Here is a 26,325-nt window from a genome sequence, read left to right on the forward strand (position 1 = left end):
AGGTTCTAATTCCATCATCTCTTAGTCCATCAATTTTTAGGACAGCTATGAGCAGGGTTTCTCAAAAAATGTCTCTAAAATTAGATGAAACTGCTTCAATTTAACCTGCGATCGCAAGAGTTTAATCTTGCTAACGATGGGGTTTAATTGGTTAACCTTCTGGTGTCCAAATAGGTTGAGAACCTTGTCCCCAAAATCCATCAAACTTTGTCACTTTGACATCACCTAACACTTGAGTCTGGCAGGCAAGACGACGATTTCGCGTGGGAGAATGGGGAGGCAGTGACCGACGAGTGCGATCGCGCCAATTTGCCTCAGAAATTTCTCCTTGAATCTGTACAGCACAAGTACCACACGTCCCAATGCCGCGACAGTTAATTAAATTTGCCCGTCCATTGTGCAACTCAACTTCATGTTGCAGCAAAACTTGACGCAGGTTAGCGCCCGTCTCGGAATCAAATGTTTTTCCTTGAGCTGTCACTTTTGGCATGATTAATTTTTCACTCTAAACTTTTCCTAACCCTGAATTTCCACCCTTGAACCAGTTTTTGATCAGCAATCAGCAGCTTGCCTCAACTTTCAAGTTCTTAATAATAATCTAATTTTCTTTACTTCTTAAACCTACTTATTCTCTCGCTGACCTTCTAGCAATACCCACGCCTATACCCATGACTGAGACTTCTTCAAATCGGCTCTGGATCTACGACACAACTTTAAGAGATGGCGCTCAGCGCGAAGGGTTGGCACTTTCGCTCGAAGATAAATTGCGAATTGCTCACCAGCTTGATCGGTTGGGTGTTCCCTTTATTGAGGGTGGTTGGCCGGGAGCAAACCCCAAGGACGTGCAGTTTTTTTGGCAGCTTCAGGAAGAACCACTGACTCAGGCAGAAGTTGTGGCGTTTTGCTCGACTCGTCGTCCTGGTAAAGCCGCAGCCGATGACCCCATGCTTCAGCCCATTTTGGCTGCTGGAACGCGCTGGGTAACAGTATTCGGCAAATCCTGGGATATGCACGTAACGGAAGGGCTACAAACTAGCCTTGAAGAAAATTTGGCGATGATTCAGGACACAGGGGAATTTTTTCGTAGCCAGGAACGACGGGTAATTTATGATGCGGAGCATTGGTTTGACGGCTACAAGCGCAACCCTGAGTACGCCCTGAAAACTTTGGAGGCAGCGATCGCAGGTGGCGCAGAATGGTTGGTTCTATGTGATACGAATGGCGGCACGCTTCCCCACGAAGTCGCTCAGGTGGTGCAAACGGTGAAAGGGGCGATCGCTGCCTTCACCCCAAATCCTCCCCAAATCGGTATTCATACGCATAATGATTCCGGTACCGCTGTGGCAAACGCGATCGCCGCTGTGATGGAAGGCGCAGAAATGGTACAGGGAACGATCAACGGCTATGGCGAACGCTGCGGCAATGCTAACCTTTGCACCCTGATTCCCAATCTGCAACTAAAGCTGGGTTACGACTGCGTCAGCCAAGCACAGCTTGCTCAACTCACTGACTCCAGTCGTCTAATTAGTGAAGTCGTAAACCTTGCCCCTGACGACCACGCTCCCTTTGTCGGCTTATCTGCCTTTGCCCACAAGGGCGGAATTCATGTCAGCGCAGTCGAACGAAACCCGCTCACCTATGAACACATTCAGCCAGAGCTAATCGGCAACCGTCGTCGCATCGTTATCTCCGATCAAGCGGGGCTGAGCAATGTCCTGGCAAAAGCCCGCAGTTTTGGCATCAATTTAGATAAACAAGACCCCACCTGTCGCCAAATTTTACAGCGATTAAAAGCGTTAGAGAGTGAAGGTTATCAGTTTGAGGCGGCTGAAGCTAGCTTTGAGCTATTGATGCGAGAAGCGCTGGGCAAGCGCGAACCCTGGTTTGACCTGCGTGGTTTTCAGGTGCATTCTGACATGACCTGTCACACTCAAAGCTGCCAAACCCATTCCCTCGCAACAGTGAGAGTGGCCGTCGGCAATCAAGAGCTACTTGAAGTTGCAGAAGGAAACGGACCTGTTTCAGCGTTAGATGCCGCTCTACGGAAAGCTCTCATGAATTTCTACCCGGTCATTGCCGAGTTTCACCTGACTGACTATAAAGTGCGAATTTTAGACAGCACATTAGGCACCTCTGCTAAAACGCGGGTGTTGCTCGAATCCAGCAATGGGCAACAGCGTTGGACAACGGTAGGCGTTTCTCCCAATATTTTGGATGCCTCCTGTCAAGCAGTTGTTGAAGGATTGGAGTACGGCTTGCTGCTGCAAAATCAGGCAAAAACTGCACTGGAGATTGCAAATTAATTTTTTCTGGCGAAAGGAACTCTGAATTGCGATCGCCTCGTCAGGTCGTTCATTAGCATGAAGTCAATTGATACAGAAAGACTTAGCCTAGACAGTATTTCTGCGACTCTGACCCTCTCTACTGAACTTTAAGGTTTTTGGTGTGATGAAGCGATCGCCTGGTGTTTCTGGAAGCAAGCCTTCCTCCAATCGTAGTTTGAGCCGTTTACTCTTTAGTCTGCTCTTGCTACCTGCCTTTGCCCCCGCTGCATTTGCCGCCCCACCTCGACAGCCCGATCAAGAAGTTGCCTGTGAAATTTTAGTCGTGGGTGGAGGACTAGCCGGAGTTGCCACAGCCTATGAAGGTTTGTTGGCAGGACGTACCGTCTGCCTGACCGAAATTACTGACTGGCTGGGCGGACAAATTTCCTCTCAAGGAACTTCTGCCCTGGATGAGCGCACCACTCAACGGGCACAGTTGTTCTACTCACGCGGCTACCTGGAACTGCGCGATCGCATTGAAAGCCACTACAAGCGAATGAATCCGGGTGAATGCTGGGTCAGCGAATCCTGCTTCTTTCCCTATGATGGCGACGAAATTTTGCAGGAAATGCTGGAAGATGCAGCCGACGAAGGCAATGGTAGATTGCGCTGGTTTCCTTCGACTGTCATTAAAGAAGTAGACATTGAAGGTGGGCAGATTCAAGGGGCGATCGCCATTCAACACAGCCCTGCCCCCGATGCACCACCCCTCAATACCCTGCCGCTCTCTCAAACCATTGAAGACTCCTACCGCTACGAAGACTCTGATCAGTTTGAGAAAACCATTATTCGCTTTGTGCCTCAACCACCCGACCGGCGATCGGCAAACGCAAACCAACCTCGTCCCACAAATTGGTACGTCGTGGACGCGACTGAAACAGGAGAAATCATCGGGTTAGCAGACGTTCCCTATCGTCTGGGAATTGATGCCCTCTCCTATCGGGAGCCATCTTCCTCCAGTGCCGTCCAAGATCCGTACTGCCCTCAGGGGTTTACCTACACCTTTGCAATGGAGGCAACCGAGGAACCGCAGACCCACGAAATGCCTTCCTTCTACCCGCAATACGAGCCTTACTACAGCTACGAGCTGCCTCGCCTTGCTAACTTTGGACTGGTATTTAACTACCGCCGTATCTACGATGCCCGACCTCGAACGCAGGGCAGCAGCTACCAATTTAGCCCTGGCGATATCTCGATGCAAAACTGGACTTGGGGAAATGACTATCGTCCCGGCACCGCCGAAGATAACTTGATCTACAGCCGTGACCAGCTAGAGGCAACCGGACAGCTTGAATCGGGCGGTTGGCTTGGCGGCTTGCGAAGCGAAACCTTGCGCCGAGGAGAAGAAAACGCTCTAGGTTATTTCTACTGGCTAGTGGAAGGGGAAACCGACTCACAGCTTGGCGAAGGTGTAAAGCAGCCTAACCCCAACCATCGCTACCTGTCCGGGTTGAACTCGCCCATGGGAACCGCCCACGGCTTGTCAAAATATCCTTACATGCGAGAAGGTCGGCGGATTTTAGGACGACCCGCGCCCGGATATCCAAACGGATTCTCGATTACAGAAATCGATATTTCTCGCCGAGACTACGCCGACGAATATTACCGTGAGGCACTGCCTCCAGCCATGTACCGCAGTCTGAGAACGGCGCTGGCAGGGCTAGAAGCAACTGCTGTGGTGGGAGGAGTGCGATCGCCTGACGACACCGCTCGACGCACCCGTTCTACCATCTACCCTGATGCAGTCGGAATTGGGCACTATGCGATCGACTTTCACCCCTGCATGGCGCTAACTCCACCAGAGCAACCTGATAACTATGAGCGTCCGGGTGAGCGGAGAGGCGCAGGACAGGCCTATCCTTTCCAAATTCCCTTGAGATCGCTGATTCCCCAGGAGATTGACAACCTAATGGTTGCTGGAAAGAGCATTGCCACCAGCCACATCGCGGCGGCAGCTTATCGAGTGCATTCATTTGAATGGTCATCGGGTGCCGCCGTCGGCAACGTGGTGGACTTTGCTCTCGACCGAGACGTGTTGCCCTACGAACTGGTGGATCAAATTCCGCTGAGAGAACCTTTGCTAGAAGAGTTTCAGCAACGCTTACAGCGTCAGGGCAATCCCACAGCTTTCCCCAACACTTCAATCTTTAATGAAGATTGGGAGGAATGGCAATAATTGCTAAGTCATGCAGAATCATGTCGCCCGTACTATGGATGACATGATTCTGCGCGTCTGGCAAATTGAGGTTGAATTCACACCAGAACTTGTGATACATCTTGCTGTCAGCAGTTAGACTGGTGGGGTAAAGTTTGCTTAACGCATACTTTTGTTAACTTCTCCCAGTAGCTAATGCTTATGGTGACGGCACTTCCACAAGTTCCTCATGCAATGGCAACTGCACCGGTTGTAACGCCTGATCGCACCAGCCAGACGGTTCGAAAAACGTACCCCAACTACAAGGTGATCGTGTTGAACGATGATTTCAACACGTTTCAGCACGTAGCAGAGTGTTTGGTGAAATACGTTCCCAACATGACGGGCGATCGCGCCTGGGAACTGACCCACCAGATTCATAATGAGGGACAGGCGGTTGTTTGGGTGGGGCCACAAGAGCAAGCCGAACTCTATCACGTCCAGCTTCAACGAGCGGGGCTAACAATGGCTCCTTTAGAAGCGGCTTGAGTAACGGTGTTGATTTAGGAACTTTAGAGGGCATCCCTTAACAAAGGGATGCCCTTTAATTTGGGCGGTGCAACTAGGTAGAAAGCCCTACACTAAAGAGGCAGGCGATCGCACCCTCAACCTCATGCCCAAACCCGACAGTGGCAGACTCGTTTGGAATCATTCAACTCACCTTCCCGGACTCATCCCAATCTTAGAACGCCTGACCCAAGAACCCGGCATTCAAACGATTACTCCCGCTGTCATCGGCAGTGTTAGATCCAATTCACCCAACCTGAAGCTGAAGGTATCCGTTCCCATTCGTGGTGGCTTCAAACTCATTGCCCGCAAAGGAAAAACGGTGCAAGAGGTATTTATTTTAACCAGTTTGTCTCAGGAGGAACTGGAGGGGGCGATCGCCAAAGTCCTGCGTTAACCCTAAACACACATTCTTTAGGCAATGTAAACACGCGATCGCCACCTTCTGTAAAGACAGTGATTCATAGCGTCTTTGCAGAAGCGATCGCTTTCCTCCTGGCGTTTAGTAGAATATCAGGCGATATGTCTGCCGCATCTTTGGCATTCGTCATATCCTCGCCACTGTTCCAAATCACATTGGGAACAAATAACATAATCCGGAGCGGTGCTTGGAAGCACTATCTCAACACCTATTGTCTTTGTTACTACAATCGAACGGAATGCCAAAAATAAACCCAAACTAGATAGATCAGGGCATTCAGCCATAACCCAAGAGACAGTATTCGTTGAGCTTCTGGGATTAAGACGAAGGACAGAGACAAAAATAATGCTGTCCAAAAAATACTTAAACCCTGTTTCTGAGAATTCCATGCCCAGAGGGACACACAACCGGGATAGGGTTTGAGGATGAGAAAAAGAATCAGAATAATGACAGGCAGGGCAGGGATTGCCCCAATTTGACCGATTGAAAGTGCGATAGATTGCCCATCGGTATAGGTGGGAAGTTTACTGACTGCTTCGAAATATGGGTCAATCAGGTAAAACCAACCTACTAGCCAAAGCCCAATAGAAAGAACGTAGAGTGGTAGTGCAAATGGGGGAGTGACCATGAAGTTTCTCATTGCAATACCTGATCTGTGTCCTACTCACTCTGCTTGCATCTTCAACCAGCTAAATAACTGTTTTGCTGTCAGGTCTAACTCAACGCCCTCTAGAACAACCAATTTGTCGTCTTGATGAAATAGCTCTGGTTGTTGCTGCGGCTGAAACACAAGAATTGAACGATCATCAAGGTCAATTAACCAACCAAGCTGACAATCATGCTTTAAGCAGTGCAAAATGTTGCCTGTAACCCGATTGGAACTTTGATCGGGTGAAAGGATTTCAATCGTCCAGTCAGGAGCAGCAAAGACGTTGCCTACAGGTTCTCCATCTTCATCAAGCTCAATGTTCTGCCAACGAAATACCGCTATGTCTGGAACAATGGAGCGATCGCCAAAAGTACAGCGCAACTCTGGAAAAGCATAAGCAATTTGCTGTGCCTCCGTGACTTCGTTGATCGCATCAATCAATTTGCCTTGAAGTCTTGAGCAGCACGCCTTTGGCATTGTTTTTTGGATGACTTCCCCATCAGTATATTCACTAGCAAGCTTTGTTTCTGGTAATTTCAGAAACTCCTCTAGAGTTAGAGATGCAGGTTTCGCAACAGTCATACCTCTTATCGTTATGAAATCGGTTGGGTCTAGTTTAGCAATTATTGTATTTTTTATTGATATGGCGCTGGTCACGAAAGTCAAGACAGAAAAAAGGGGGGTGGGCTTTGCCCACCCCCCTTTTTTCTGTCCTAACCTGTATGGATAAAGCTATACATTGACAGGCTAAACCAACAAAAAAGAGGTCTTACGACCTCTTAAACATTCAGCAGAGTATTGAATATTGAAAGCTTTAATAGCGACCTTTAGGCTGAGCAGTGTCGATGAGAGACTGCTTCAAGCCTTCAGATAGGCTCAAGTCCCTTTAGCCACTAGGCTAGTCCCGTGTTCATTCCAGGCTTACCCGTTGCCAACTCGACCTTGACGATCTTGCCGCCCATTTTCATAATCCGCTGCTGTTCGCGGAACCAGTTGTCATAGGGAACCAACTTGGTGAAGTAAGTATTTTGCAGTTCACGCTGAGTCCGAATTCGGGTTTGGCTGGGAACGCAAGCAGTGACTTTGAACATCCGCATGGGTCAATTTCTCCTAGATAAGCTTGAGAATTTTTAATCTCAATCAGAACCACAACGCCAAAATTTTTGATTGATATATCAAGTTAATTGCTTGAGGTCTGGAAGTCGAGAGCCAATCTTAAATCGCCACAGCCAGTGATGAAATAGCCATTGACCATCTAACACTCGCTCCAGATCTCCCAGACCTCAATGTGAGTTTGAGTTTTGAGTTTTGAGTTTTAACCAACTCACCACTCATCATTCATAACTCGTAACTGACTAGCTCAAGCCAGAGCTGATGTAGTCGAGGTAAACACCCATTTCTTTACCTGCATCTGCACCAACCAAGCTAGCGGTGACTTCCTTCATTGCTTGGATTGCTTGCACAGTAGCAGCGATGGGTACACCCAGAGAGTTGTAGGTCTCTTTCAAACCGTTCAGCACACGCTCATCCAGGATGGAGGGATCGCCAGCCAACATTGCGTAGGTGCCATAGCGGAGGTAGTAGTCCAAGTCGCGGATGCAAGCAGCATAGCGACGGGTGGTGTACATGTTGCCGCCGGGACGGGTGATGTCAGAGTACAGCAGAGACTTAGCAACTGCTTCTTTGACGATCGCAGAAGCGTTAGCGCTGATGGTGGTTGCCGCACGAACGCGCAGTTCACCAGTTTGGAAGTAAGCCTTGAGCTTTTCTAGGGCAGCGGTGTCTAGGTACTTGCCCTGAACGTCGGAGGAATTGATAACAGAAGTAATTGCGTCTTGCATGATCTTGATTCCTTAAAAATGGTCATTAAGTGAGGGACAAATGTACCCTTACTGCATTGCGCCAATCACGTAGTCGAAGTAGGAGCCTGCTTCAGAAGCATCCTCGCCAGACATCATGGAGGTTGCCGCGTTCTTCATTGCCCGCACACCTTCTGCCACAGCTTCGATGGGGGTGCCCAGAGACTTGTACATCTCGCGCACGCCAACGATACCGATTTCTTCGATGGGGGTGACATCACCAGCAACAATGCCGTAGGTCACGAGACGCAGGTAGTAGTCGAGGTCACGCAGGCAGGTAGCAGTCATCTCTTCACCGTAAGCGTTTCCACCAGGAGAAACAACGTCAGGGCGCTTTTGGAAAAGCTGGTCGCCTGCTTGCTTCACGATGCGCTCACGAGACTCGGTCAAAACTTGAGCAATCCGTAGACGGCGCTCACCAGAAGTAACAAAGCCCTTGATCCGATCTAGCTCACCAGGGCTGAGATAGCGTGCCTCAGCATCGGCATTCACGATTGACTTCGTGACAATACTCATTGATGGATTCCTCCGAAAAGCAAAATGTAACCGGATGTGTTTAAACCAACGTTCATGATTGAACGACTTAAGCCTTGAAACAAAGAGCCTCCAGGTTGAGCAGCTTTTGACCACTGCCTGGATGTGCATTTTTCACTCTACCCTAAGAGGCTTGGTTACGCTTTAACGCGATCGCCCTCTTAAAAGTTCAGGCTCAAGTTGCGGTACCGCAAATATTTTCGGGCATAGGGTTCACATTCTTAGTGGACTCGCAATATTTTGTAATATTCACACTCATGTTTACTCTCGCTGGATCTTCGGGCATTTTGGCAGAATAAACATTAAGAAAAATTGCAATGCTTTGAGCAAAAGAGAGGGAGGGGCGATCGCCCTTCCCTCTCCCAACCAATTTCGAAAATTTCTCAGCACAAAATCTTGGCTGTCCTTCAGTTCTACAGCCAAGCTCAAATTTATGTCCAATTCAGACTTACATGGAAATGTTATGAATTGCCCACGCAAACCCAACAAAGTGCTTCTTGATACAAGAAGTCAGAGGGGTTAGCCCTATGCTGCATTCAATCGAGTCACAAGGTCGAGTCACCACCACTTGATGACGACTGGGGCACCCGGAAGGAGTGCCCCTTTTTGCGGTTTATTTGCGACTCAAAGCACAGATGGGTTTAGGAAGCCTATTCACCTGTAGGAGTGTTTTTGAAACACCCCTACAAGATTTAAGCTCCTCTAGCTAGACTGCCCTGTCAGGTAAGAAGGCGACAGGTCAGACCAAGACTGCTTCACCAAGTCCGCATCTGCCTTGACGCTACCAATGTAGTTGCCAGCTGGCAGCGAGGGGAAGCGCTTGTAAGGCACTACATCCTCGCCAAAGTAGCGGGCATACTCAGGGCTATCCACCATCGCCTCAACTGCCGCCTTCAAACCTTGGTCAGCCAACAACTTGTTGTACTGGCGGATTTCAGACTGAGTTGCTGGCGCACGTCCCAGTAAGTGACGGAACAGGAATTCAATCACCTTGGTGTTGGGGTAGGGCGTGTAAAAACGACGACGGTAGATGTCAGAGCTAGCCAAAGTGCGAACAAATTCGCGCACTGAGATTTCGCTATTGCGGAGTTTGCTCTCCAGGTCAGAGCGGCGGAACTCTCCCGGCACCTGTCCGCTAAACACATCCAACACTTGACAGTAGATGGAGTTAATCACCAGCATCGTTTCGTCCTGACCCATACCAGGATTCATCCGATAGATGCGAGCTGGCTTACGGCGAGATGTACCAACACCCACCTCAACCGACTGACCATCACCATTGGTAAATGAGCGACCCAGTTCAATGAACTTAGGCTTGCTCAAGTCCATCTTACGAGCCTGAATTGCCATATCCGCCATAGCTAGCCCCATCAGCGGCAGCTTGGTGTTGTCCATGCGGGACTTGACTGGCTCAAAGCTGGGCACCACCAGGTCATCATTTTGCTTGGTGAGTTGGTTATACAACCGCTCTGTGTTGGGGAAATTCGCTGCAGGCAAGGTGGGGAAGCGACGGTAAGGCACCGTATCTTCGCCAAATACCTGAGCATATTCCATGCTGTTGACCATCGCCCCAATAAAGCCCTTCAGCCCGGACGATGCCAAAATTTGGTTATACTTGCGAATCTCTGCCTGATCTTGAGGCGCACGTCCAAGGAAGTGCTTGGTACCCAATTCGATCACTTTGGTGTTGGGATAGGGCGTATAGAACTGCTTAAGGTACAGGTCAGAAATGCCCAGCCCTTCAATAAACTCCTTCACGTTGATTTCGTTGTTTCCGAGCTTACTTTCTAGCTCAGAGAAATCATTCTTGAGGATGTAGGGTTCAATATCGCGCTCAAAGACTTGCCGATAAGCAGCACGAACCACCGTCTGCAACTGAGTTTTATCTTCAGTGCTAGTGAGTTTGAACTGTTTAGTCTGTTCACGCCGCTTGTTGACCCCTTGCAGAGAGCGGAACTGGACATCAGGTTCAGAGCGGTTTTCCTTGACTTGACCCAATTCTACAAAGCGAGGTGTTTCTTCCTGATCAACTCGCAGTCCTTTCTCATTGATGCTGCCAACTCGGTTAGTTCGTAGTGCCAGACCGCCAGGAGTGAGGTAGCGCTCGTAGGGAACCGTGTCTTCACCAAAGGTTTCATTGTACTCAAGGCTGTCAATGATCTCATCTACAACCGCATAGAAACCTTTCTTGGAGGCGATATCGAAGTATTTGTTAATTTCCTGGCGTCCGTAGGTTGGGCGACCCAAGAGACGACGGTGGATGTATTCGATCGCCTTGGTCACATACAGCGAAGTCCAATAGAGCTTACGGAATAGGTCAGACTTGGCAAGCTGACGGACAAACTCACGGACTGTAGTCTCGCCATTCTCTAGCTTGATCTCAGAAACCTTGAGTCGCTGCCCTTCATAGACATCACGCCCAAATACCTGAAGGTAAGCCGCCCGAATGACAGCTTGAGTCGAGCTCTCCGAGAATTTAACGCTGATGCCCTGCGTGTTGGTTGTGCGTCTGCCCGTTTGGAGCCCAGTAAAGCTAGGAATCTGGTCATACTTGAACACCTTTGGACCCAACGAACCAGGTGCAACACCTCTAGCGCCAGGATTGCTCAACTGGTTGTTGATACCTGCACCCCGGTTAATCAAAATCCGGCGAGTATCTTTGCCAAAAGGCGCGGGGTTACTGCTGGGATTCTTAGTTTCTTTGGGGAAGATTGCGCCAAATTGAATCTCCAACGGATCGTTGCCAGAACCATAGGGGTGCTGATCAGGCAGAGGCTGCTCGTAAGCAGCAAAGGTAGTAATAAACTGAGGTACTTTGCGGAAAGGAGCACTGTACTTAAACAGGTCTTGCTGAGGACCCCAGTTGCGGCACTCTTGTGCCTCTTGACCTAGACCACGCAGGTAAGGGACGGTTTCCTCACCGAAGTAGTCAGCGTATTCTTTGGAATCAACTAGCGCATCTACAAGAGCAGACAGACCACCGTTGGAAACGATGGAGAAGTACTTCTGCACTTCCTCGCGGGAGCTAGGTCCACGACCGAGGACATGACGGAATGCCAGTTCTAAAGCGCGGCTGTTGATATAGGGTTCAAAAAAGTTTTTACGATAAAGCGGCGATTTAGCAAGGCGACGAATAAACTCCTTCATGGAGATTTCGCCGTTTTTCACCTTTGATTCCAAATCAGAAATGGAGAGTGAATAGGCGCGGGTGATATCGCGCTCAAACACCTGACGATAGGCAGCTTTGACGACATCATTCTTCTCGGTGGAAGAAAGGCCCGGCTTCATGGCGTACTTAGGCCGACGCTCGGCAGCGTTGAAGTAAATCTGCGGCAGCTCTAAGCCTTGCAAGTCACCAGAAGGACGCTGACGCAGTTTGTTAGAGGGGGTTGGCGCTCTAAATTCAGTGATCAGAACGTCAAAGTATTGGCTGACGATCGCTTCTGCATCACTGTCTTTGCGGAAGTAGCCGACCGCAGCCTGCTTCATCTCTTGCAGTGCGACAATCGTAGCTTCGCCAGAGCAAGCATTCTCGATAATCTCCCGCAAACCTCGGACGTTTACCGAGATGATGTTGGGGTCGCCTGCAACGATCGCATAAGTGACATAGCGTAAGAACCAGCTTAAATCGCGCAGAGACTTCTGCATGTTGCTGGGACCATAGCGAGCCACGTTGATAGGACGGAATCCGGCTGGGGTTGGACCGCCGCCTGAGGCGCTAAAGAGCGATCGCAATCCTTCTAGAAAACCGCCCCGGCTTTCCACATAGGTCGCGGTTCCCAGTTCCATTGCCCGTTTTACGTCCAGCCCTGCTTCTGCGGTGGCAAAGCTTTCTACAGGAATTCTGGGCTTTTCCAGATAAGCCATCGGGGAGCCACCGACGAAGATGCGGTTGGCAGCGCGCGAGACGATTAGCTCTGAGTTTTGCGTGATCGTTTGGGCAATATCCAGGCGCTTAATTCCTGAACTGAAATAGCTAGACAATTCACCCAGTTCTCCTCGCCCCAAGAAGCGATCTTGCTGTTCAGCCTGAGAAATTGTTGAAACGGGTAGGGTTTGGTATAGCTGCGGACGCGCAACAGAGCTTCCACCACTTGCCTTTACACTCATTGGATTTCAAAAGCTCCCTATCAATTGGATTGCATGTAATTACATGAGACCTGCCCAAAGCCCGATTGGATGAATATTTGTCGGGTGAATAATTCCAGATTGCTCTTGCATCAAGCGGCTTCCGGTCAAAAATCCACCAACGGCTGCCCAGGGTCAACTCGATCAGTTTTTAGATTAAAACGTTTCGGGGTTACAACATCGCTTTATTAAAAAGTGTGTAGCATTCCCAAAGGAGATTGCGTAGTCATTACAAAGGCAATCATAGAGGATCGCGGTAAGGAAGCTGAGAAAAAATTTAAGTTCTGTTACTTTCTCAAAACCAAGAATTTGCAAAACTCCTGAAAGTAACTTGATGGGCTGTACAAAATTGCTGCCCGACAACCTTATGAGTAGAACATTCGGTAAACTCTAGGTTGCTGCAATTTTGTCCATTATGTTAGATTCTCAGCCCTCCTCTCAACTACCTGCTCAAACTGCCTCTCAGACCGTGAGTGCTGCCGTTGCAAAACTTTATGACACTTACCCCTTTCCACCAGAGCCATTGCTCGACGCTCCACCTCCAGGCTTTAACTGGCGCTGGGATTGGTTAGCCGCTTACAACTTTTGCACCGGACAAAAGCCCATTAAGCAAAACATTCGCATTCTGGACGCGGGCTGTGGAACAGGAGTAGGTACGGAGTATCTGGTTCACCTTAACCCTTCAGCACAGGTGGTAGGAATTGACCTGAGTGCGGGTGCACTGGCAGTGGCAAAAGAGCGCTGTCAAAAGTCGGGCGTTGCAGCAGCAAATTCTGAAACTAACAGAGTTGAGTTTCACCATCTCAGTCTCTATGATGCTGACCAACTTAAAGGTGAGTTTGACCTGATTAACTGCGTCGGTGTGCTGCACCATTTGCCTGACCCAATTCGTGGAATTCAGTCTCTCGCTAAGAAACTGGCTCCCGGTGGGCTGATGCACATTTTTGTCTATGGCGAATTGGGCCGCTGGGAAATCAAGCTGATGCAGCAGGCGATCGCCCTCCTCCAAGGAAACCAGCGAGGTGACTACCGGGACGGCGTACAGCTTGGGCGAAAAATCTTCTCAGCACTGCCCGAAAACAATCGATTGGTCAAGCGGGAACAAGAGCGCTGGTCACTCGAAAATCAGCGAGATGAATGCTTTGCTGACATGTACGTGCATCCCCAAGAAATCGACTACAACATTGACACCTTATTCGAGCTAATCGATGCGTCTGGGCTGGAGTTCATCGGCTTTTCTAATCCTCGCGTCTGGAATCTAGAGCGGCTATTGGGCAAAGTGCCGGACTTGCTGGAGCGATCGCAAGGTTTGAGCGATCGCCAACTCTATCGCCTCATCGAACTGCTCGACCCGGAAACCATTACTCACTACGAATTTTTCTTAGGGCGGAACCCTTTACCTAAAAACGACTGGTCATCTGATCAGGCAGTTTTAGCCGCCATTCCAGAACGGAGCCCATGTATGGACGGGTGGGATAGCCGCTGTTTGTTTAATTATGATTACCAGATCATTAATCTGGCTGAAAATGAATGGCAGTTTCTTAAGGCTTGCGATCGCAACGCAGAGCAAGCTGAACAGCAAACTGTAGAACAGATTTTAGCCGAAGTGAATTTGGGAATAGAGGGGGTGCGATCGCTACTCAGTCAGCAGTTAATTTTGCTTACTCCTGCTTGAGGATTTTTCTAGCCTTGCGTAGAAGATCGACGGAGTAATAGGGGAACAGTAGGACAACGAAGCAAACTCTCCTTCACCTGCCCTCGGCTTTGCGAGAAGTTCACATAAATCAAAACAAAAACTGTATATCTTGATACTTTTTCTGAGAGGGCTTCATTACAATTAGTGAAACTACGGTTTTACGCAATCACAACGCAATTAACAGTAGAGGTCATTTATGGCAGAACTCACTTGTACTGTTCCTATTCCTCAAACCCCTCAAGAGTTGGAGCAGGCAATCCGCTATTACAGGACGAATGACTTAAGTAAAAACGATTTATTTTGCCACTGGCAGGCAATTCGTGATGCTTCCCTGGAGCAGCGTCTCCCGGAACCAGAAACAGTAGAAGTAGCAGGAGATGACAGCTACTAGAAGCTGCTAGAAAGGATCGCTAGCCACTTAGCTTCGTCATAATCACAAAACTTAATACTCATTCCAAGAATTCGGACTACAGATGAAAGGGCACCCGCTCCAATCTGTAGTCCATTTTCATTGGAATGGTGTCGTGCAGCGAGCAAAAGCCCTTGATAGAAGCAATGCTATTTCGAACCAAAGCATAATGACTTTACGAGCTTTGATTTTGCGAATCTCGATTCATTGCTCCGGTGCCGATCGCCCCCACCCAAATTGTCACTAGCAAAATGCCAATTGCTTGAGCTTTGTCTTGTAACGCTTCTTGAATCAGCAGCCAGCCCAGCAGTGTTGTGAAAACGGGACCACTTGCGCTAATGATGGCAGCCTGGGCCGCGCCAACTCTGCGAATGCCGATGTTGTTGAGCAAAAAGCCTGCGATCGCCGTGAGTGCCAAAACAACGGTGCTTGCCCACAACCGTGACCACATCGTGGCATTGACAACAATTCTTAAGCTGGGCAGCCTAGCTGTTAGCCAGGGAATGAACGCGATCGCCCCAACCGTCAAGCTAGCCAGGAGCAGCATTATTACAAATACGCCGAGAGTAAAAGGCACCGGGTGTAGCCGAAAGCGCCGAGTGCAGATCTGAGTCAGAATTGTGTACGCCGCAAAGACAACTCCCGCAAGAGCTGCCATCGTTGCGCCCAGCCAGACCTTATCTGTTGATTGTTCAGAACCGGGAATGGTGAGCAAACACCCGGCATAGATGGTGCCGACTGCTAAAGTTAGTAGGAAAGTGGGGCGATCGCCAAAACACCACCAGGCAAATAAAACGGTAACGGTCGGGTAGATAAAAAAGAGCGTTGTAGCAATTCCAGCAGGAATTACACTCAACGCCGTAAACATCAGTGGCAGGGACAAAAATAGCAAAAAACCGCTAGCTAAAACGCCCCCGATCAGGGCCGGGTTGCGCTCATTCAGTCGATTCTGGATATCCTTCCACAGTGGCGGATAAATCCAGGTGCCAATTCCAAATGCCATTAGTGGCACCACCACCACCATCCGCATCAGCAAAATGAGCAGCAAGTTGCCCACACTCGATTCAACAAATCCACCAAAGCTGATTCCCAGCACGGTTTGTTGACTCAACACGATTCTGACAACAATGTTTTGAAATGACAGTATTAGTGAGGATAGCAAGACGATGGCAGCGCCCTGTAGGTGAGGCGATCGCCCCCATCTATTCCAACCTTGAACAATTTGAACTAAAGTTTGAAGCTTATTCTTGGACTGCATGAGTAGCACCTGCAAAAGCAACAAACTTTGCGCTGCAATGGGGCAACTCCCAGCAACCCAATGCTGACGAGTGCAGACCATAAACAGGCAAAGTCCTACATACTAGCAAGACCACCCATAAATAAGACACACTAAGCTATAAATGTAGGTCATTCCACATAGGTGAGTGAATTGTGGGACGGACACAAACTTATAAAGATGTCAGTCTAGAACGTAGTCTAAAGCCCTCTAAAGCATTCCAAAAAGCTCATTTTTGGAATGCTTTAGAAAGGTCCAAATTCTCTATTTTAGGGAGTTTTGAGGACCACAAGGATTCGGCAGCGAAACCAGTAAAAGCTTTAAAGCACAGCCTGAGCTTCTGGACCGGAGCGATCGCAGCCACATTTGTGCTTTGTCATGGAACTGCTGAGGCGATCGCCACCGAACTGTCCCAACCTAACCTGGTTACAACAGAGTCGGGTAATCCAAACAGTGCGCCCCTACAGATCACACTGGAAAACTATCCCTCTTTTAATAGTCAGCGCCTCGACCAGCAATTGAGATTGTATGCCGATCATCTAAACACATTTGGCGTACCAGATATTCTCATTGTTGGCAGTTCTCGTGCTTTGCAAGGCGTTGACCCAGTGGCGCTGCAACAAGCTCTAACGGCACAGGGCTACCCGGAGCCCAATGTATTTAACTTCAGTATTAATGGGGCAACGGCTCAGGTAATTAGTGTGCTGCTGCGGCAAATTTTGACACCCGATCAATTGCCCCAACTGATTGTTTGGGCGGATGGCTCACGCGCGTTTAACAGCGGTCGAGCAGATATTACCTACAGCGGAATTTTGACATCCGAAGGCTACCGGGTTTTAGAGACTGGGGTTCGCCCCATTCGGTCACCGCAGCCACAGAGCTCTCTCACAGCAGAGTGCCTCAGTACACCGCTCACCAATTACGCAAGTTGCGATCGCCCCTCCACTTCTGCTAATCTGCTTGACCTGCCGCCGATCTACCCGATTCTGCCGGAAGTAGTGAGCGATCGCCCTACTAGTGACTTGGACTCGACAGGTTTTCAGCCTGTTGCGGATCGGTTTAATCCAACTACTTACTATCGAGAATTTCCTAGAGTTGCGGGACAATATGACAGCAACTACATTCCCTTTGAGCTAGGTGGGGAACAGCAAGAAGCGACAATAGCGATCGCTAACTTCGCCCAGGCTCAACAAATTCCGCTCATCTTTGTCAACCTGCCCCTGACGCGCGACTATCTCGACCCTGCCCGCCAAACCTATGAAGACCAGTTTCGGCAGCACATGCAGCAGTTAGCGGCGAGAGCAGGATTTATTTTTCACGATCTCAGTCAGCAGCAAGAGCTAATGCAAAACGAGTATTTCGCTGATCCCAGTCATCTCAACCGCTATGGTGCGAGTGCCGTTGCGGATCAGCTTGCTGCTGATCCGACGATTCCCTGGGCATTCCTGCTATCGGTTGGGGTAGGGACGGCAGATGCAGACGGGACAGAGGCAATTTATGAGTGAAGACTCACAAGAGCAACGTTACCAGTGGCTACGGCAAACTCAAGCTTGGATTGTCGATTGGCTAATTCGCATTCCAACGTCGCTTGAAGTGCTTTTCCTGATTGGGATGATTCGTCTATTTGACTTGACCCCAATCGGCAGAGCATTTTTGGAATGGTTGAGTATCAGGAGTTTCCTCGAAATCATCGAGGGAATCAGTGTACTGGTAGCAGTATTTATCTACATCAAAGAAACTCCAGAACGGCAAAAGCGATCGCATTACGAAGCCTGGAAAGTCATTGATGCAGCCTATGGCAGAAAAAACAGCTATGCCCGCATTCAAGCACTACAAGACCTGAACGAAGATGGCATCAGTCTCAAAGGGCTAGACATGCCCAGAGCGGAGTTGCGTGAAATTAATTTGAGAAAGGCAAACTTGCTAGGGGCTAACTTTCAAAAAGCTGACTTGCTTGAAGCGAACCTTTACAAAGCTGATTTGAGAGCTGCTAATTTGCAACGATCCAATTTGCAGCGGGCGAACTTGAAAAAAGCTGACTTGCGAGCAGCAAATCTGTTAGAGGCAAATCTACTCGGAGCTGATTTCCAGGAAGCAAACCTCAAGGGGGCTGAGCTTCAGGGCGCAAAATTGCGGGCAGTAAACTTTAAGGATGCAAGCTTGTTGGGAGCAAATCTGCTCAATGCAGACCTACGAATTGCTGAGCACCTTACCCTGACGCAAGTTAAAGCTGCCCGTAACTGGGAACAAGCACTTTATGATGATGACTTTGCGCTTCAGCTAGAGCTAACCCCTGCCGCACCTTCTACCCAAATTACTCAACTTTAGGGGGTCTTAGCCTTCTAGACCAATTCATCCTGAACGTTATAGTTTTTAGTTGTTAACAGTGTTGGATGCTTGCTTGAAACTATTAATACATCTCAATGTGGTGAATTGAAGTTGAGGCGATCGCTAAATCTGTTAAACAGGGTTGAACTTTTTGAAGTATCAAAGCGCATTTGAAACAGCGAGTTATCATGTGAAATTAAGTAACTCAAGGTTTCAATCAGACAAGCAAACCTCGGTGATATTTCGCTTTTGCAGGACGCTTCTGGCTACTAGGCTAGGCTTAGTGGTCTGAACTGGATGGTCTTCAGCTAGGCATCTAACCACTCCACTGTTTGATACGCAATCAGTTTGAGCGCGATCGACTCGATCCGTTCAATTCGACCTGGCTCTTTACTAAGTTTCAAAGTTTTCCAGTCCTCAAAACATTAACCTTTCAGTTACACCCCTTTCCATCTAAGAATCTACCTGATGATTAAACGGACCTGAGTGATATAAACGAAGGAAACCGTTAATCCGCCTGTTGTAGGGTGCAGCCAAGCCCGGTTGCTATGAGGTTCAGCAAAGCTGGTGAAATTTAGCAAAGCTTTCAACCTGCAAGGTTCTCAGATTGACGGAGCATTGTAGTTATGTATTTCGCTGAATTTGCCTTTGCGGGTACCACAGAGTTGGCTAGTCAACTCCTGATTCAAGCCCCCTCTAAAGTCGCTGCAAGTGACTTTGCTCAAGAATACGCTTCCAATTGGGGAGTTGAGCTATTTTCGCTGACTCCCGCCACAGAAAAGCAGGTCAGGCTCTATAGCCTTTTGAGTAAGCCAGTTGAGGTCTAAGGTTTAGCGGTACTCGCCCTCTTCCATGTCAGTACGAATAGCGAAGGTGAGTACCGTTTCGTCTACCCCTTTGAGCTCCAAGGGGCTACCTTTTGTGATTACGTGCTCTTCTAAATAATCTGCTACAGCAGCTGATACCAAAATGCTATCTGGACCTGCGGCTTCTTGAATCCGAGCGGCAATGTTGACGCTTGGACCGATCGCCGTGTAGTCTGCCCGTTCCACTCCACCAAACATGCCAACAACAGCTGTTCCCTGATGGATGCCACAGCGGAACTGGACGCGGCTAATGCCTTGAGTTTGCCAACGTTCGTTGAGTTTAGAGAGGGAGCGGTACATCTGCTGAGCAGCAGCGATCGCCCGTCTGACCTGCTCGTTTGGCGTAATTTCCTCCGGTGCGCCAAAGATGGCCAGAATTGCATCCCCCATGAACTTGTCAACAGTACCACCGTGGTCAAAGATGGCATGAGTCATCTCAGTCAGATATTCGTTTAAGAGTTCGGCAACTCGGCGCGATCGCAGCGTGTTCGACAACTGGGTAAAGCCAATAATGTCGCTAAACAAAACTGTGATCAGCCTTGGCTCTGGACGCAGATCAAGTGCTAGTTCACCGCGAGAAGCTTTTTCTACCAGCGAGGTAGGCAAAAACCGACGCAGCACTGATTCTGTTAAGTAGGAGTTGAGTTCTGCTACCCGTCGCTCATTAGCTTTCAGCGCTAGTAGATTACGAACTTCCGCCAACAATTCTCGACGGTTGAAGGGTTTTGACAAATACGCATCTGCGCCCTGTTCAGCCCCCTCGATGCGCGTGTCTTCGTCTGCTTTGGCAGTCAGCAACACAATTGGAGTACCTTTCAGGGCTTCGTCCTGACGGATCATTTGAATCATTTCCAGCCCTGATACCAGTGGCATCATCAAGTCTGTGACGATCAGGTAGGGACGCTGCGTCTGCGCCAGCTGGAAGCCTTCTGCCCCATTCCGCGCCGTTTGCACGAGATAGCCTGCTTGTTGCAGGATGCCAGCGACATAGTTCCGCAGGTCGGCATTGTCGTCTACAACCAAAACTTGAGCGGCATTTATCGGAGCTAGATCTGAACTGCCTGACGGTAATAGCTCGACCGGGTGGGAACCGTTGGGCAGATGGACGAGTGCTCCGCCTTCAGAAAAATCTGACTCAATGTCAGCCAACTCGACCGCAGCGCGAACAGGCTCTATCTCAGCCGGAATTTCAATTACCTGATTTAGCGGCAGATGGGCGATCCCAGTTTGCAGCCAGACGGTAAAGGTAGTGCCTTTGCCATAATCTGACTCGACCCAGACTTTGCCGCCATGTAGCTCGACCAGTTCCTTGACCAGCGCCAAGCCTAAGCCGCTGCCTTCATGACTGCGATTGGTAGAACCGTCTGCCTGATGAAATCGCTCAAACAGGTGGGGAAGCTGATCAGCACGAATGCCAACGCCTGTATCTTTAACTTTGAGTAAGCAGTGACTACCTGCGGACTGTAGCACCACGTCGATGCTGCCACCCGCAGCGGTGAACTTCATGGCGTTAGACAAAAGGTTGTAAAGGACCTTGTCGAACTTCTCTAAGTCCAGGTAAATGGACGGGCACTCAGACAAGTGAGTTGAGAGGGTAATCTGCTTGCGATCGCAATACGGTCGAAAGGTCTCCACAACCTGTGTGATGAAGTCCATCAGATTGCAGGGGCGAAAACTAGGCTGCATTCGACCTGCGTCTAGCCGCTGCAAGTCGAGCAGTTGGTTGACCAGCCGCAGCAGGCGGCGCGAGTTTCGCAGGGCAATGACAGACTGGTCGTAAGATATCCCCTCCTGCTGAGCGACGGCTGTTTCCAACGGACCAATCGTTAAGGTCAGCGGGGTGCGAAATTCGTGGGAAACATTCTGGAAAAATTCGGTTTTCTGCCGATCTAGCTCCATCAGTTGCTCAGCTTGCTGGCGAGTTTTTTGATAGAGCCGCGACTGCTGCACGGCGATCGCTGCCTGCGCCGCCACAGCCTGAGCTAGCTCAATTTCAGAGGTTTCCCACTTGCGTGGCTCCTGTATCTGACGCAGAGAAATACTGCCAATGATCTTGCCGTTATAGAGCAGTGGGACGACGAGTAGAGCACGAGCAGGCGATCGCAGCGGCACATCCAGCACGTTCATTTCTGGATATTGGCTCAAGTCATCAATGATGACTGGCTCTTGTGTGGTTAGCAAAAGCTGCAACACCGGATTTCCCTCAATCGGCACGAGTGACTGGGGCAAATGATGCCGATGGGGCGAACTGCCTTCCTCAACGAAGGGGGTAGCAGATGGGCTGATGGATGAGTTGACAGAAGGCTCAAACCCGTTTTTGGAATGATTAGAAGATTTTTGTTGAGTCGGAAGATTGTCAGAAGTTAACCAACCGTTCCAGTTTCGCTCTTCCATCGCAGGCAACAGGGCGATCGCTTGACTGGGTATCTCAATATCTTGACTGGCATCATGCAGCCCAACACACTGGACAAATTCGTCCTCCTCAGTCCAGAGTGACAAAGCACAGCCATCGGCATGAAGTGCCTGTCCCAGCTTTTGAGTAATTGCCGCGAAAATCTCCTGCGGGTCAAGGCTAGAGCGAATCGCTGCCGTAATCGTGTTGACCAGTGCTTCTCGCTTAGCCAGTGCCCTGACCTGTTCATAGGCTCGTGCCTGTGACAGCGCCAATGCAGCCTGGTCTGCGACCATCACCACCAACTGCACCTCATCACCTTGCCAAATGCGAGAATAGCTGCACTGATGGAGTGCCAACACTGCCATTAGCTCTTGCTGACAAATTAGCGGAATTACCAAGCTAGAACGAATTTGAGCCGTTTTATACGACTGCTGGCAGCGATCGTCAATTGCCTCATCACGAGGTGATTGCATATCTGCCTGAGCATCGTTCATCACATGAACTTCTCGCGTTTCCCAGAGCGTATTTGCCAGGTTGTCTAAATTCCAGGAATCGGAAGTAGCTGCAGTCAATTCGGGGGGACGCGCCGTGTAAACAAATAGCTCATCACTGACGCGATCGTCATGAAATGGACGCAGGATACAGCAGTCCACCTCAAACATGTGACCCACCGTTTCCACAATGGTTTGAAGAATCTGCCGATAGCTCAGGGCACTGCGAATCGTGTTGGTCACTGCATTGAGCAGCGACTCTTGCCGCAGCGTGCGACAAAGCTCTTGAGTACGAGTTTTTAGAACATTGTGCGTATCGACTGCCTGACGCACGACGACTTTAAGCTCTTCATCGTCCCAAGGCTTAGTGACATACTTAAACACCTTGCCAGAGTTGATTGCTTCTACCAAATCTTCGACATCGGTGTAGCCTGTTAAGATAATTCGAATAATATCTGGGTACTGAGTGGCAGTAAGGCTAAGAAACTCAGTTCCACTCATTGAAGGCATCCGTTGGTCAGAAATAATGACAGCAACGTCTCCTTCCTTCGCGAGAATCTCCAGCGCCACAGGCCCACTCTCCGCTCTCAGCACCTTAAACTCACGGTGAAAAGTACGGTAAAGCAGATCTAGATTATCTGGCTCGTCATCAACGACCAGAATTTTAGGCTTACTGTGATCTATAGATATCATGCACCGTCCTGCTTCAAGGGCAGTTAAGTTAATAGGAATGGACGGGGTTGGGACAAGGTTTTGGATGTGTTACTGAACTTATCGACAAAAGGCAACGCGAAATCCTGATCTAGAATCTTGTCCATCTTTCGGTTATCTCGCGGTTAAATGTAGCTTTGAACCTGGAGATAGCGATCGCAACCTGAAAAGCATCCTAGCGTTCCCTTAGGATTTCAGCCTCACCTGTAGATACCCCTACCCAAATATTACCGCTGTGCGCGAGCCTAACCGTAAAGCCGCACCCTAAACTGCACCCTTCTAAAACCTATCCAATTCTACTCAAGCAAACAAAACTGTGCTTCTACACTTATTGTGCCTTGAGTGTTAGGAGAAAGTCTGTGGCAAAAGCTGCTAATTTTTCAGGCAGTTAAGCCAGGAACAGGTTTGAGCTGATTAACCATAGGTAGAGCTGATTAACCTTTGGCTAACTAGAAATTGCCTTCATTGCAGCAGCGTTAATTAACATTACTTCAAGACATAAAAACTTGCAAAATTTATTGTTGTAAAAATTATCTAAACAGTTTTCAACCCTGACCAACTTGAGATCTAGCCCCAAAATGTGAGTTGCCATTCTCTTAATACAATTCATACTGGGGAGTCTCAGGATTAAAATGAGAGGACATTCTATCTCTTAAGCGCAAAGCGCTAGTGTCCTTATCTCAACACAGGTGTTTTATCATCCTTGGTATTCAATCAATGGGAGTCTAGCGATCGCCCAAATGCCGCTCCAGTTTTAGTCCGAACGGCGCGGCAACAAGATCTAAACCGCCTTGCAGACGTACTTTCCAGTAGCTTTCACATAAAAGAAGGTGTAATCGGCTGGATTTATCCACTGTTTCGCATGGGCATTTATGAAGACCTGCGAAACCGCTTGCGGACAAAAACTGACCACTATGTTTGCCTTGTTGCAATCAATCAAGCTACCCCACAAGCGTCAAGCTACCCGCTAGGAGAGGAAAACTTAGTGGGAACGGTTGAAATGGGATTACGCACCCAATCGTTTTGGCAACCTCGCAGCCATGCCTACCTGTACGTGTCTAACCTGGCTGTACAGCGCGAATATCGAAGACAAGGGGTCGCTCAACAATTGCTTTTGACCTGCGAACGGGTCGCTTTGGAATGGGGTTTTCAGGAACTATATCTACACGTGTTGGAAAATAACTTTCAGGCACGACGGCTCTATCGTAAGGCTGGCTACCAAATTAAACATGCTGAATCCAGCCTGAGCCACTGGTTTCTCGGACAACCCAGACAGATCCTCATGTATAAGCATCTGGGTGAATGAGCTAAGGACTATATGCGGGATCGTAGAGATGGCTTTTATGGTCGCTGTAAAGGCGACCGCTTCTCTGCTAGAGAACTCAACTTAAACGCTCCCCTGTAGTTGCGTTCCTACAAAGCAGAGGCGAATGGTTGTTGACCCTTGAAAGAAGCTGGGCAATGTACGCGAGATCAAGACAGTAAGGATTGATAGGCGACTTCAACTCTTTGAGACTGGTCAGCAATAGTTGCTTCTAGCGATCGCAGTCTTGCCAGTTCTGCATCTCGATTGATTTCACGAGTTTCTTTTTGTTGCAGCAGATTGTCCAGTTCTGCCTTGCGCGACTGAATGTCTTCATCGATTCGCTTGGCGACTTCTCGGTCATAGCTATCAAAGCACTCCTGCACGGCACTGTAGATGGGCTGCCACTGCTCTTGAGCAATTTGGGGCAAGTGTTTGACCAGTTCTTTTTTGATTGCTTTGGCAAACTGTTTACGTGCATCATTTGCCTGAAGTGCCCCAACCCCTAATCCAGCTAACAGAATACCAAAAGGACCCAAAATTGGCGCAAATAGCAGTGTAATTCCCCAAGTTGCAACAAGATTCAGCAAGATGCTTTTGAAATCAAACCCTGTAGCTGCTAGGGCTGCTCCAGCAAGATTGCCTCCCGCCAACGAGAAAAGGCCCATCGCCCATTTCGCCCAACCAGGAGTAGTGTCGTCCTCCCCCGATAGGTTCAGTCGAGTTTGAATGTCCTGTCCTGTGAGCTTTTCAGTAATTTGATCGGTTACTCCGGTGTAAGATGCGCCATGTCTTGCGGCACTCTGGGACAGTTCAGCGAAGGCTGACTCCAGATCTTTCTCGGCGGTGAGCGTCCAGGCAAAAAATTTGTCGTTGACGTACTGCTGAAACCCCTGCTGGGCAGAGCGATTGAACTGCTCTCGTTTGCTTTCGCTAAAGAAATCTAGAAACTGTAGGTCTGAGGGCTGGTAGCGCAAAAAGTCCTGCTCAAAGGTATTTTCTAGACTAAGCACATAGGTACGGAAGGAGTCGGCGATCGCCCTTGCTTTGCGATCGCGCATTCGTCGAATCTCATCGCAAAACTCATCTCGAATTTGGCTCAGTTTAGTGAATTCTGGCTCTACAGAGCTAATTCGCTGTTTCAACTCCTCTACATCTTGACCGAGGAGGGGAATGCGCCGTTCGACGGCTTGTTGAACTCGGAGGTTAGCCTGACGAGACAACGTTCTGGACTGGCGAAATTCAGCGATCGCCCGCTCTTGCGTCAGAAAAGTATTGAGCGCGCCCATGAATTCTGGAAAGCCTGTGCCCTCCAGTGAAGCGGAGGCATCCTTAATTCGTCGTCGCAGCGCTTGTATGGCGGAAACTTCAAACACCCGCTCATCATAAGTGTCCTGCCCGTCTACCTGGCAGTAATCCACCAGATTAGTGTGAAAGACTTTTCGCAGTTTGCTCTCTGCTTCTTCAAGTTCTTCTGAATCGTCGGAATCAATCAGTCCTTCCTTTACCTGATCCCAAGCGTTAATCAAGAAGAAAACCGACAGACCGCGATCTTTGATGTAGTTCTCTAGATAACGGCGTTCTGCTAGGGTGCAAGGCTGTGATGCCCGTAGGACAAATAGAATAGCATGGCAATTGTTGATGTAGCCAAGCGACAGTTCATTTCGAGCTTCGGTATCGTTTAATCCCGGACTATCAACAATTTCAACACCTTTTTCTAGTAACGGCAGCGGATATTCCACGACTGCGTGACTAACATCAGGAAATGCCTGCTGTTGCTGTTGTTCTAGCTGTTTTGCTTCTTGGGGATCAATTGTGTAACGCTGCTTAAACAGCTTGAAATCAATTTGCTCTGGTGGCTTGCCGTCATTAAAGTGAACCGTGACTCGTCTCTCAGCACCAAATTTAAGAATCGTTAGCAGCGCAGTACAGGGATTCACGTCACTAGGCAGCAGGTTTTCGCCAATCAGCGCATTGAGAAATGTGCTTTTACCTCGTTTCATGTCGCCCAGAATGAGCAGTCGAAATGCACCCTGACGTAAATTCTTTCCGGCAATGCCAATATCTGCAATCTCTTGGTCTAAACCCAACTTGCCAGAGGCTTCTGCAGCTGCAGACTCTGCGGTTGTGAGCGTTTCAGAAATGGTTTCTAAATAATCGGCAATTTCTTGACGCACTTTGAAAATTCGGTCAAGGTCTTGCAAAAAATTATGCGTTTCGACTTTGTAGCTCAT

At 49.0% G+C, this 26,325-nt stretch carries 21 protein-coding genes; 10 read left to right on the plus strand and 11 right to left on the minus strand.

The window, feature by feature from the left end:
- Window positions 1-151: 151 nt before the first annotated feature.
- Complete coding sequence (locus H6F88_RS08075) at window positions 152-490, minus strand: 2Fe-2S iron-sulfur cluster-binding protein (protein ID WP_190642222.1); 339 nt, start codon at window positions 488-490, stop codon at window positions 152-154.
- 178 nt (window positions 491-668) lie between these two features.
- Between H6F88_RS08075 and cimA the strand changes: the two genes are divergently transcribed.
- The 4 genes from cimA to H6F88_RS08095 all read left to right on the plus strand — a co-directional run bounded on the left by cimA (window position 669) and on the right by H6F88_RS08095 (window position 5,422).
- A complete protein-coding gene (gene cimA / locus H6F88_RS08080; protein WP_190642223.1) occupies window positions 669-2,303 on the plus strand; it encodes a citramalate synthase in 1,635 nt (544 codons plus the stop codon).
- A 145-nt stretch (window positions 2,304-2,448) separates the two neighbouring features.
- Window positions 2,449-4,500 (plus strand): FAD-dependent oxidoreductase, encoded by a 2,052-nt coding sequence (locus H6F88_RS08085; protein WP_190642224.1) that lies wholly within the window; start codon window positions 2,449-2,451, stop codon window positions 4,498-4,500.
- A 180-nt stretch (window positions 4,501-4,680) separates the two neighbouring features.
- Window positions 4,681-5,007 (plus strand): ATP-dependent Clp protease adapter ClpS, encoded by a 327-nt coding sequence (gene clpS / locus H6F88_RS08090; protein ID WP_190642290.1) that lies wholly within the window; start codon window positions 4,681-4,683, stop codon window positions 5,005-5,007.
- 124 nt (window positions 5,008-5,131) lie between these two features.
- On the plus strand, window positions 5,132-5,422 hold the full coding sequence (locus H6F88_RS08095; RefSeq protein ID WP_190642291.1) for a DUF2103 domain-containing protein: 291 nt from the start codon (window positions 5,132-5,134) through the stop codon (window positions 5,420-5,422).
- 64 nt (window positions 5,423-5,486) lie between these two features.
- Here the strand turns inward: H6F88_RS08095 and H6F88_RS33900 are convergent, their stop codons facing one another.
- The 7 genes from H6F88_RS33900 to H6F88_RS08125 all read right to left on the minus strand — a co-directional run bounded on the left by H6F88_RS33900 (window position 5,487) and on the right by H6F88_RS08125 (window position 12,598).
- Window positions 5,487-5,618, minus strand: a complete 132-nt coding sequence (locus H6F88_RS33900; RefSeq protein ID WP_277882150.1) for a hypothetical protein — start codon at window positions 5,616-5,618, stop codon at window positions 5,487-5,489.
- Window positions 5,619-5,669: 51 nt separating this feature from the next.
- Entirely contained in the window at window positions 5,670-6,086 is a 417-nt protein-coding gene (locus tag H6F88_RS08100; protein ID WP_206756429.1) for a hypothetical protein, read from the minus strand.
- 24 nt (window positions 6,087-6,110) lie between these two features.
- On the minus strand, window positions 6,111-6,677 hold the full coding sequence (locus H6F88_RS08105; RefSeq protein ID WP_190642226.1) for a Uma2 family endonuclease: 567 nt from the start codon (window positions 6,675-6,677) through the stop codon (window positions 6,111-6,113).
- A 311-nt stretch (window positions 6,678-6,988) separates the two neighbouring features.
- Window positions 6,989-7,192: a phycobilisome linker polypeptide gene (locus tag H6F88_RS08110; protein ID WP_045054192.1), complete on the minus strand. Its 204-nt coding sequence runs from the start codon at window positions 7,190-7,192 to the stop codon at window positions 6,989-6,991.
- Window positions 7,193-7,450: 258 nt separating this feature from the next.
- Window positions 7,451-7,936: an allophycocyanin subunit beta gene (gene apcB / locus H6F88_RS08115; RefSeq protein WP_190642227.1), complete on the minus strand. Its 486-nt coding sequence runs from the start codon at window positions 7,934-7,936 to the stop codon at window positions 7,451-7,453.
- A gap of 48 nt (window positions 7,937-7,984) precedes the next feature.
- A complete protein-coding gene (gene apcA, locus H6F88_RS08120; RefSeq protein ID WP_190642228.1) occupies window positions 7,985-8,470 on the minus strand; it encodes an allophycocyanin subunit alpha in 486 nt (161 codons plus the stop codon).
- 720 nt (window positions 8,471-9,190) lie between these two features.
- Window positions 9,191-12,598: a phycobilisome rod-core linker polypeptide gene (locus H6F88_RS08125; protein WP_190642229.1), complete on the minus strand. Its 3,408-nt coding sequence runs from the start codon at window positions 12,596-12,598 to the stop codon at window positions 9,191-9,193.
- A gap of 433 nt (window positions 12,599-13,031) precedes the next feature.
- Here H6F88_RS08125 and H6F88_RS08130 point away from each other — a divergent pair, with 433 nt between their 5' ends.
- Both H6F88_RS08130 and H6F88_RS08135 read left to right on the plus strand, forming a co-directional pair.
- Window positions 13,032-14,291 carry a class I SAM-dependent methyltransferase gene (locus H6F88_RS08130; RefSeq protein WP_190642230.1) on the plus strand — a complete coding sequence of 420 codons (1,260 nt, stop codon included), beginning with the start codon at window positions 13,032-13,034 and terminating at the stop codon, window positions 14,289-14,291.
- Between the two features lie 217 nt (window positions 14,292-14,508).
- Window positions 14,509-14,703 (plus strand): hypothetical protein, encoded by a 195-nt coding sequence (locus tag H6F88_RS08135; protein ID WP_190642231.1) that lies wholly within the window; start codon window positions 14,509-14,511, stop codon window positions 14,701-14,703.
- A gap of 193 nt (window positions 14,704-14,896) precedes the next feature.
- Here the strand turns inward: H6F88_RS08135 and H6F88_RS08140 are convergent, their stop codons facing one another.
- Window positions 14,897-15,979: a DMT family transporter gene (locus H6F88_RS08140; protein ID WP_190642232.1), complete on the minus strand. Its 1,083-nt coding sequence runs from the start codon at window positions 15,977-15,979 to the stop codon at window positions 14,897-14,899.
- A 173-nt stretch (window positions 15,980-16,152) separates the two neighbouring features.
- Here H6F88_RS08140 and H6F88_RS08145 point away from each other — a divergent pair, with 173 nt between their 5' ends.
- From H6F88_RS08145 to H6F88_RS08155, 3 genes are all read left to right on the plus strand, one after another.
- On the plus strand, window positions 16,153-17,502 hold the full coding sequence (locus tag H6F88_RS08145; RefSeq protein WP_190642233.1) for a hypothetical protein: 1,350 nt from the start codon (window positions 16,153-16,155) through the stop codon (window positions 17,500-17,502).
- A complete protein-coding gene (locus tag H6F88_RS08150; protein WP_190642234.1) occupies window positions 17,495-18,325 on the plus strand; it encodes a pentapeptide repeat-containing protein in 831 nt (276 codons plus the stop codon). The genes H6F88_RS08145 and H6F88_RS08150 overlap by 8 nt, the downstream gene beginning before the upstream one ends.
- A gap of 626 nt (window positions 18,326-18,951) precedes the next feature.
- Window positions 18,952-19,152, plus strand: coding sequence for a hypothetical protein (locus H6F88_RS08155; RefSeq protein WP_190642235.1), 201 nt, complete (start codon window positions 18,952-18,954; stop codon window positions 19,150-19,152).
- Between the two features lie 3 nt (window positions 19,153-19,155).
- Here the strand turns inward: H6F88_RS08155 and H6F88_RS08160 are convergent, their stop codons facing one another.
- The gene (locus tag H6F88_RS08160; protein WP_190642236.1) at window positions 19,156-22,770 is read right to left on the minus strand and encodes a response regulator; all 3,615 of its coding nucleotides are present in this window, start codon (window positions 22,768-22,770) and stop codon (window positions 19,156-19,158) included.
- 721 nt (window positions 22,771-23,491) lie between these two features.
- On the opposite strand from H6F88_RS08160, the gene H6F88_RS08165 reads away from it, so the two are divergent.
- On the plus strand, window positions 23,492-24,094 hold the full coding sequence (locus H6F88_RS08165) for a GNAT family N-acetyltransferase (RefSeq protein WP_190642237.1): 603 nt from the start codon (window positions 23,492-23,494) through the stop codon (window positions 24,092-24,094).
- A 167-nt stretch (window positions 24,095-24,261) separates the two neighbouring features.
- On the opposite strand, the gene H6F88_RS08170 is transcribed toward H6F88_RS08165, so the two are convergent.
- Complete coding sequence (locus H6F88_RS08170; protein ID WP_190642238.1) at window positions 24,262-26,325, minus strand: dynamin family protein; 2,064 nt, start codon at window positions 26,323-26,325, stop codon at window positions 24,262-24,264.

Source organism: Oculatella sp. FACHB-28, from assembly GCF_014696015.1.
Classification (GTDB): Bacteria; Cyanobacteriota; Cyanobacteriia; order Elainellales; family Elainellaceae; genus JAAUTN01.

Coding starts and splice junctions, on each gene's coding strand:
- H6F88_RS08075 (WP_190642222.1), bottom strand. CDS start 490: ATGCCAAAAGTGACAGCTCAAGGAAAAACATTTGATTCCGAGACGGGC.
- cimA (WP_190642223.1), top strand. CDS start 669: ATGACTGAGACTTCTTCAAATCGGCTCTGGATCTACGACACAACTTTA.
- H6F88_RS08085 (WP_190642224.1), top strand. CDS start 2,449: ATGAAGCGATCGCCTGGTGTTTCTGGAAGCAAGCCTTCCTCCAATCGT.
- clpS (WP_190642290.1), top strand. CDS start 4,681: ATGGTGACGGCACTTCCACAAGTTCCTCATGCAATGGCAACTGCACCG.
- H6F88_RS08095 (WP_190642291.1), top strand. CDS start 5,132: ATGCCCAAACCCGACAGTGGCAGACTCGTTTGGAATCATTCAACTCAC.
- H6F88_RS33900 (WP_277882150.1), bottom strand. CDS start 5,618: ATGTTATTTGTTCCCAATGTGATTTGGAACAGTGGCGAGGATATGACG.
- H6F88_RS08100 (WP_206756429.1), bottom strand. CDS start 6,086: ATGAGAAACTTCATGGTCACTCCCCCATTTGCACTACCACTCTACGTT.
- H6F88_RS08105 (WP_190642226.1), bottom strand. CDS start 6,677: ATGACTGTTGCGAAACCTGCATCTCTAACTCTAGAGGAGTTTCTGAAA.
- H6F88_RS08110 (WP_045054192.1), bottom strand. CDS start 7,192: ATGCGGATGTTCAAAGTCACTGCTTGCGTTCCCAGCCAAACCCGAATT.
- apcB (WP_190642227.1), bottom strand. CDS start 7,936: ATGCAAGACGCAATTACTTCTGTTATCAATTCCTCCGACGTTCAGGGC.
- apcA (WP_190642228.1), bottom strand. CDS start 8,470: ATGAGTATTGTCACGAAGTCAATCGTGAATGCCGATGCTGAGGCACGC.
- H6F88_RS08125 (WP_190642229.1), bottom strand. CDS start 12,598: ATGAGTGTAAAGGCAAGTGGTGGAAGCTCTGTTGCGCGTCCGCAGCTA.
- H6F88_RS08130 (WP_190642230.1), top strand. CDS start 13,032: ATGTTAGATTCTCAGCCCTCCTCTCAACTACCTGCTCAAACTGCCTCT.
- H6F88_RS08135 (WP_190642231.1), top strand. CDS start 14,509: ATGGCAGAACTCACTTGTACTGTTCCTATTCCTCAAACCCCTCAAGAG.
- H6F88_RS08140 (WP_190642232.1), bottom strand. CDS start 15,979: ATGCAGTCCAAGAATAAGCTTCAAACTTTAGTTCAAATTGTTCAAGGT.
- H6F88_RS08150 (WP_190642234.1), top strand. CDS start 17,495: ATGAGTGAAGACTCACAAGAGCAACGTTACCAGTGGCTACGGCAAACT.
- H6F88_RS08155 (WP_190642235.1), top strand. CDS start 18,952: ATGTATTTCGCTGAATTTGCCTTTGCGGGTACCACAGAGTTGGCTAGT.
- H6F88_RS08160 (WP_190642236.1), bottom strand. CDS start 22,770: ATGATATCTATAGATCACAGTAAGCCTAAAATTCTGGTCGTTGATGAC.
- H6F88_RS08170 (WP_190642238.1), bottom strand. CDS start 26,325: ATGAGCTACAAAGTCGAAACGCATAATTTTTTGCAAGACCTTGACCGA.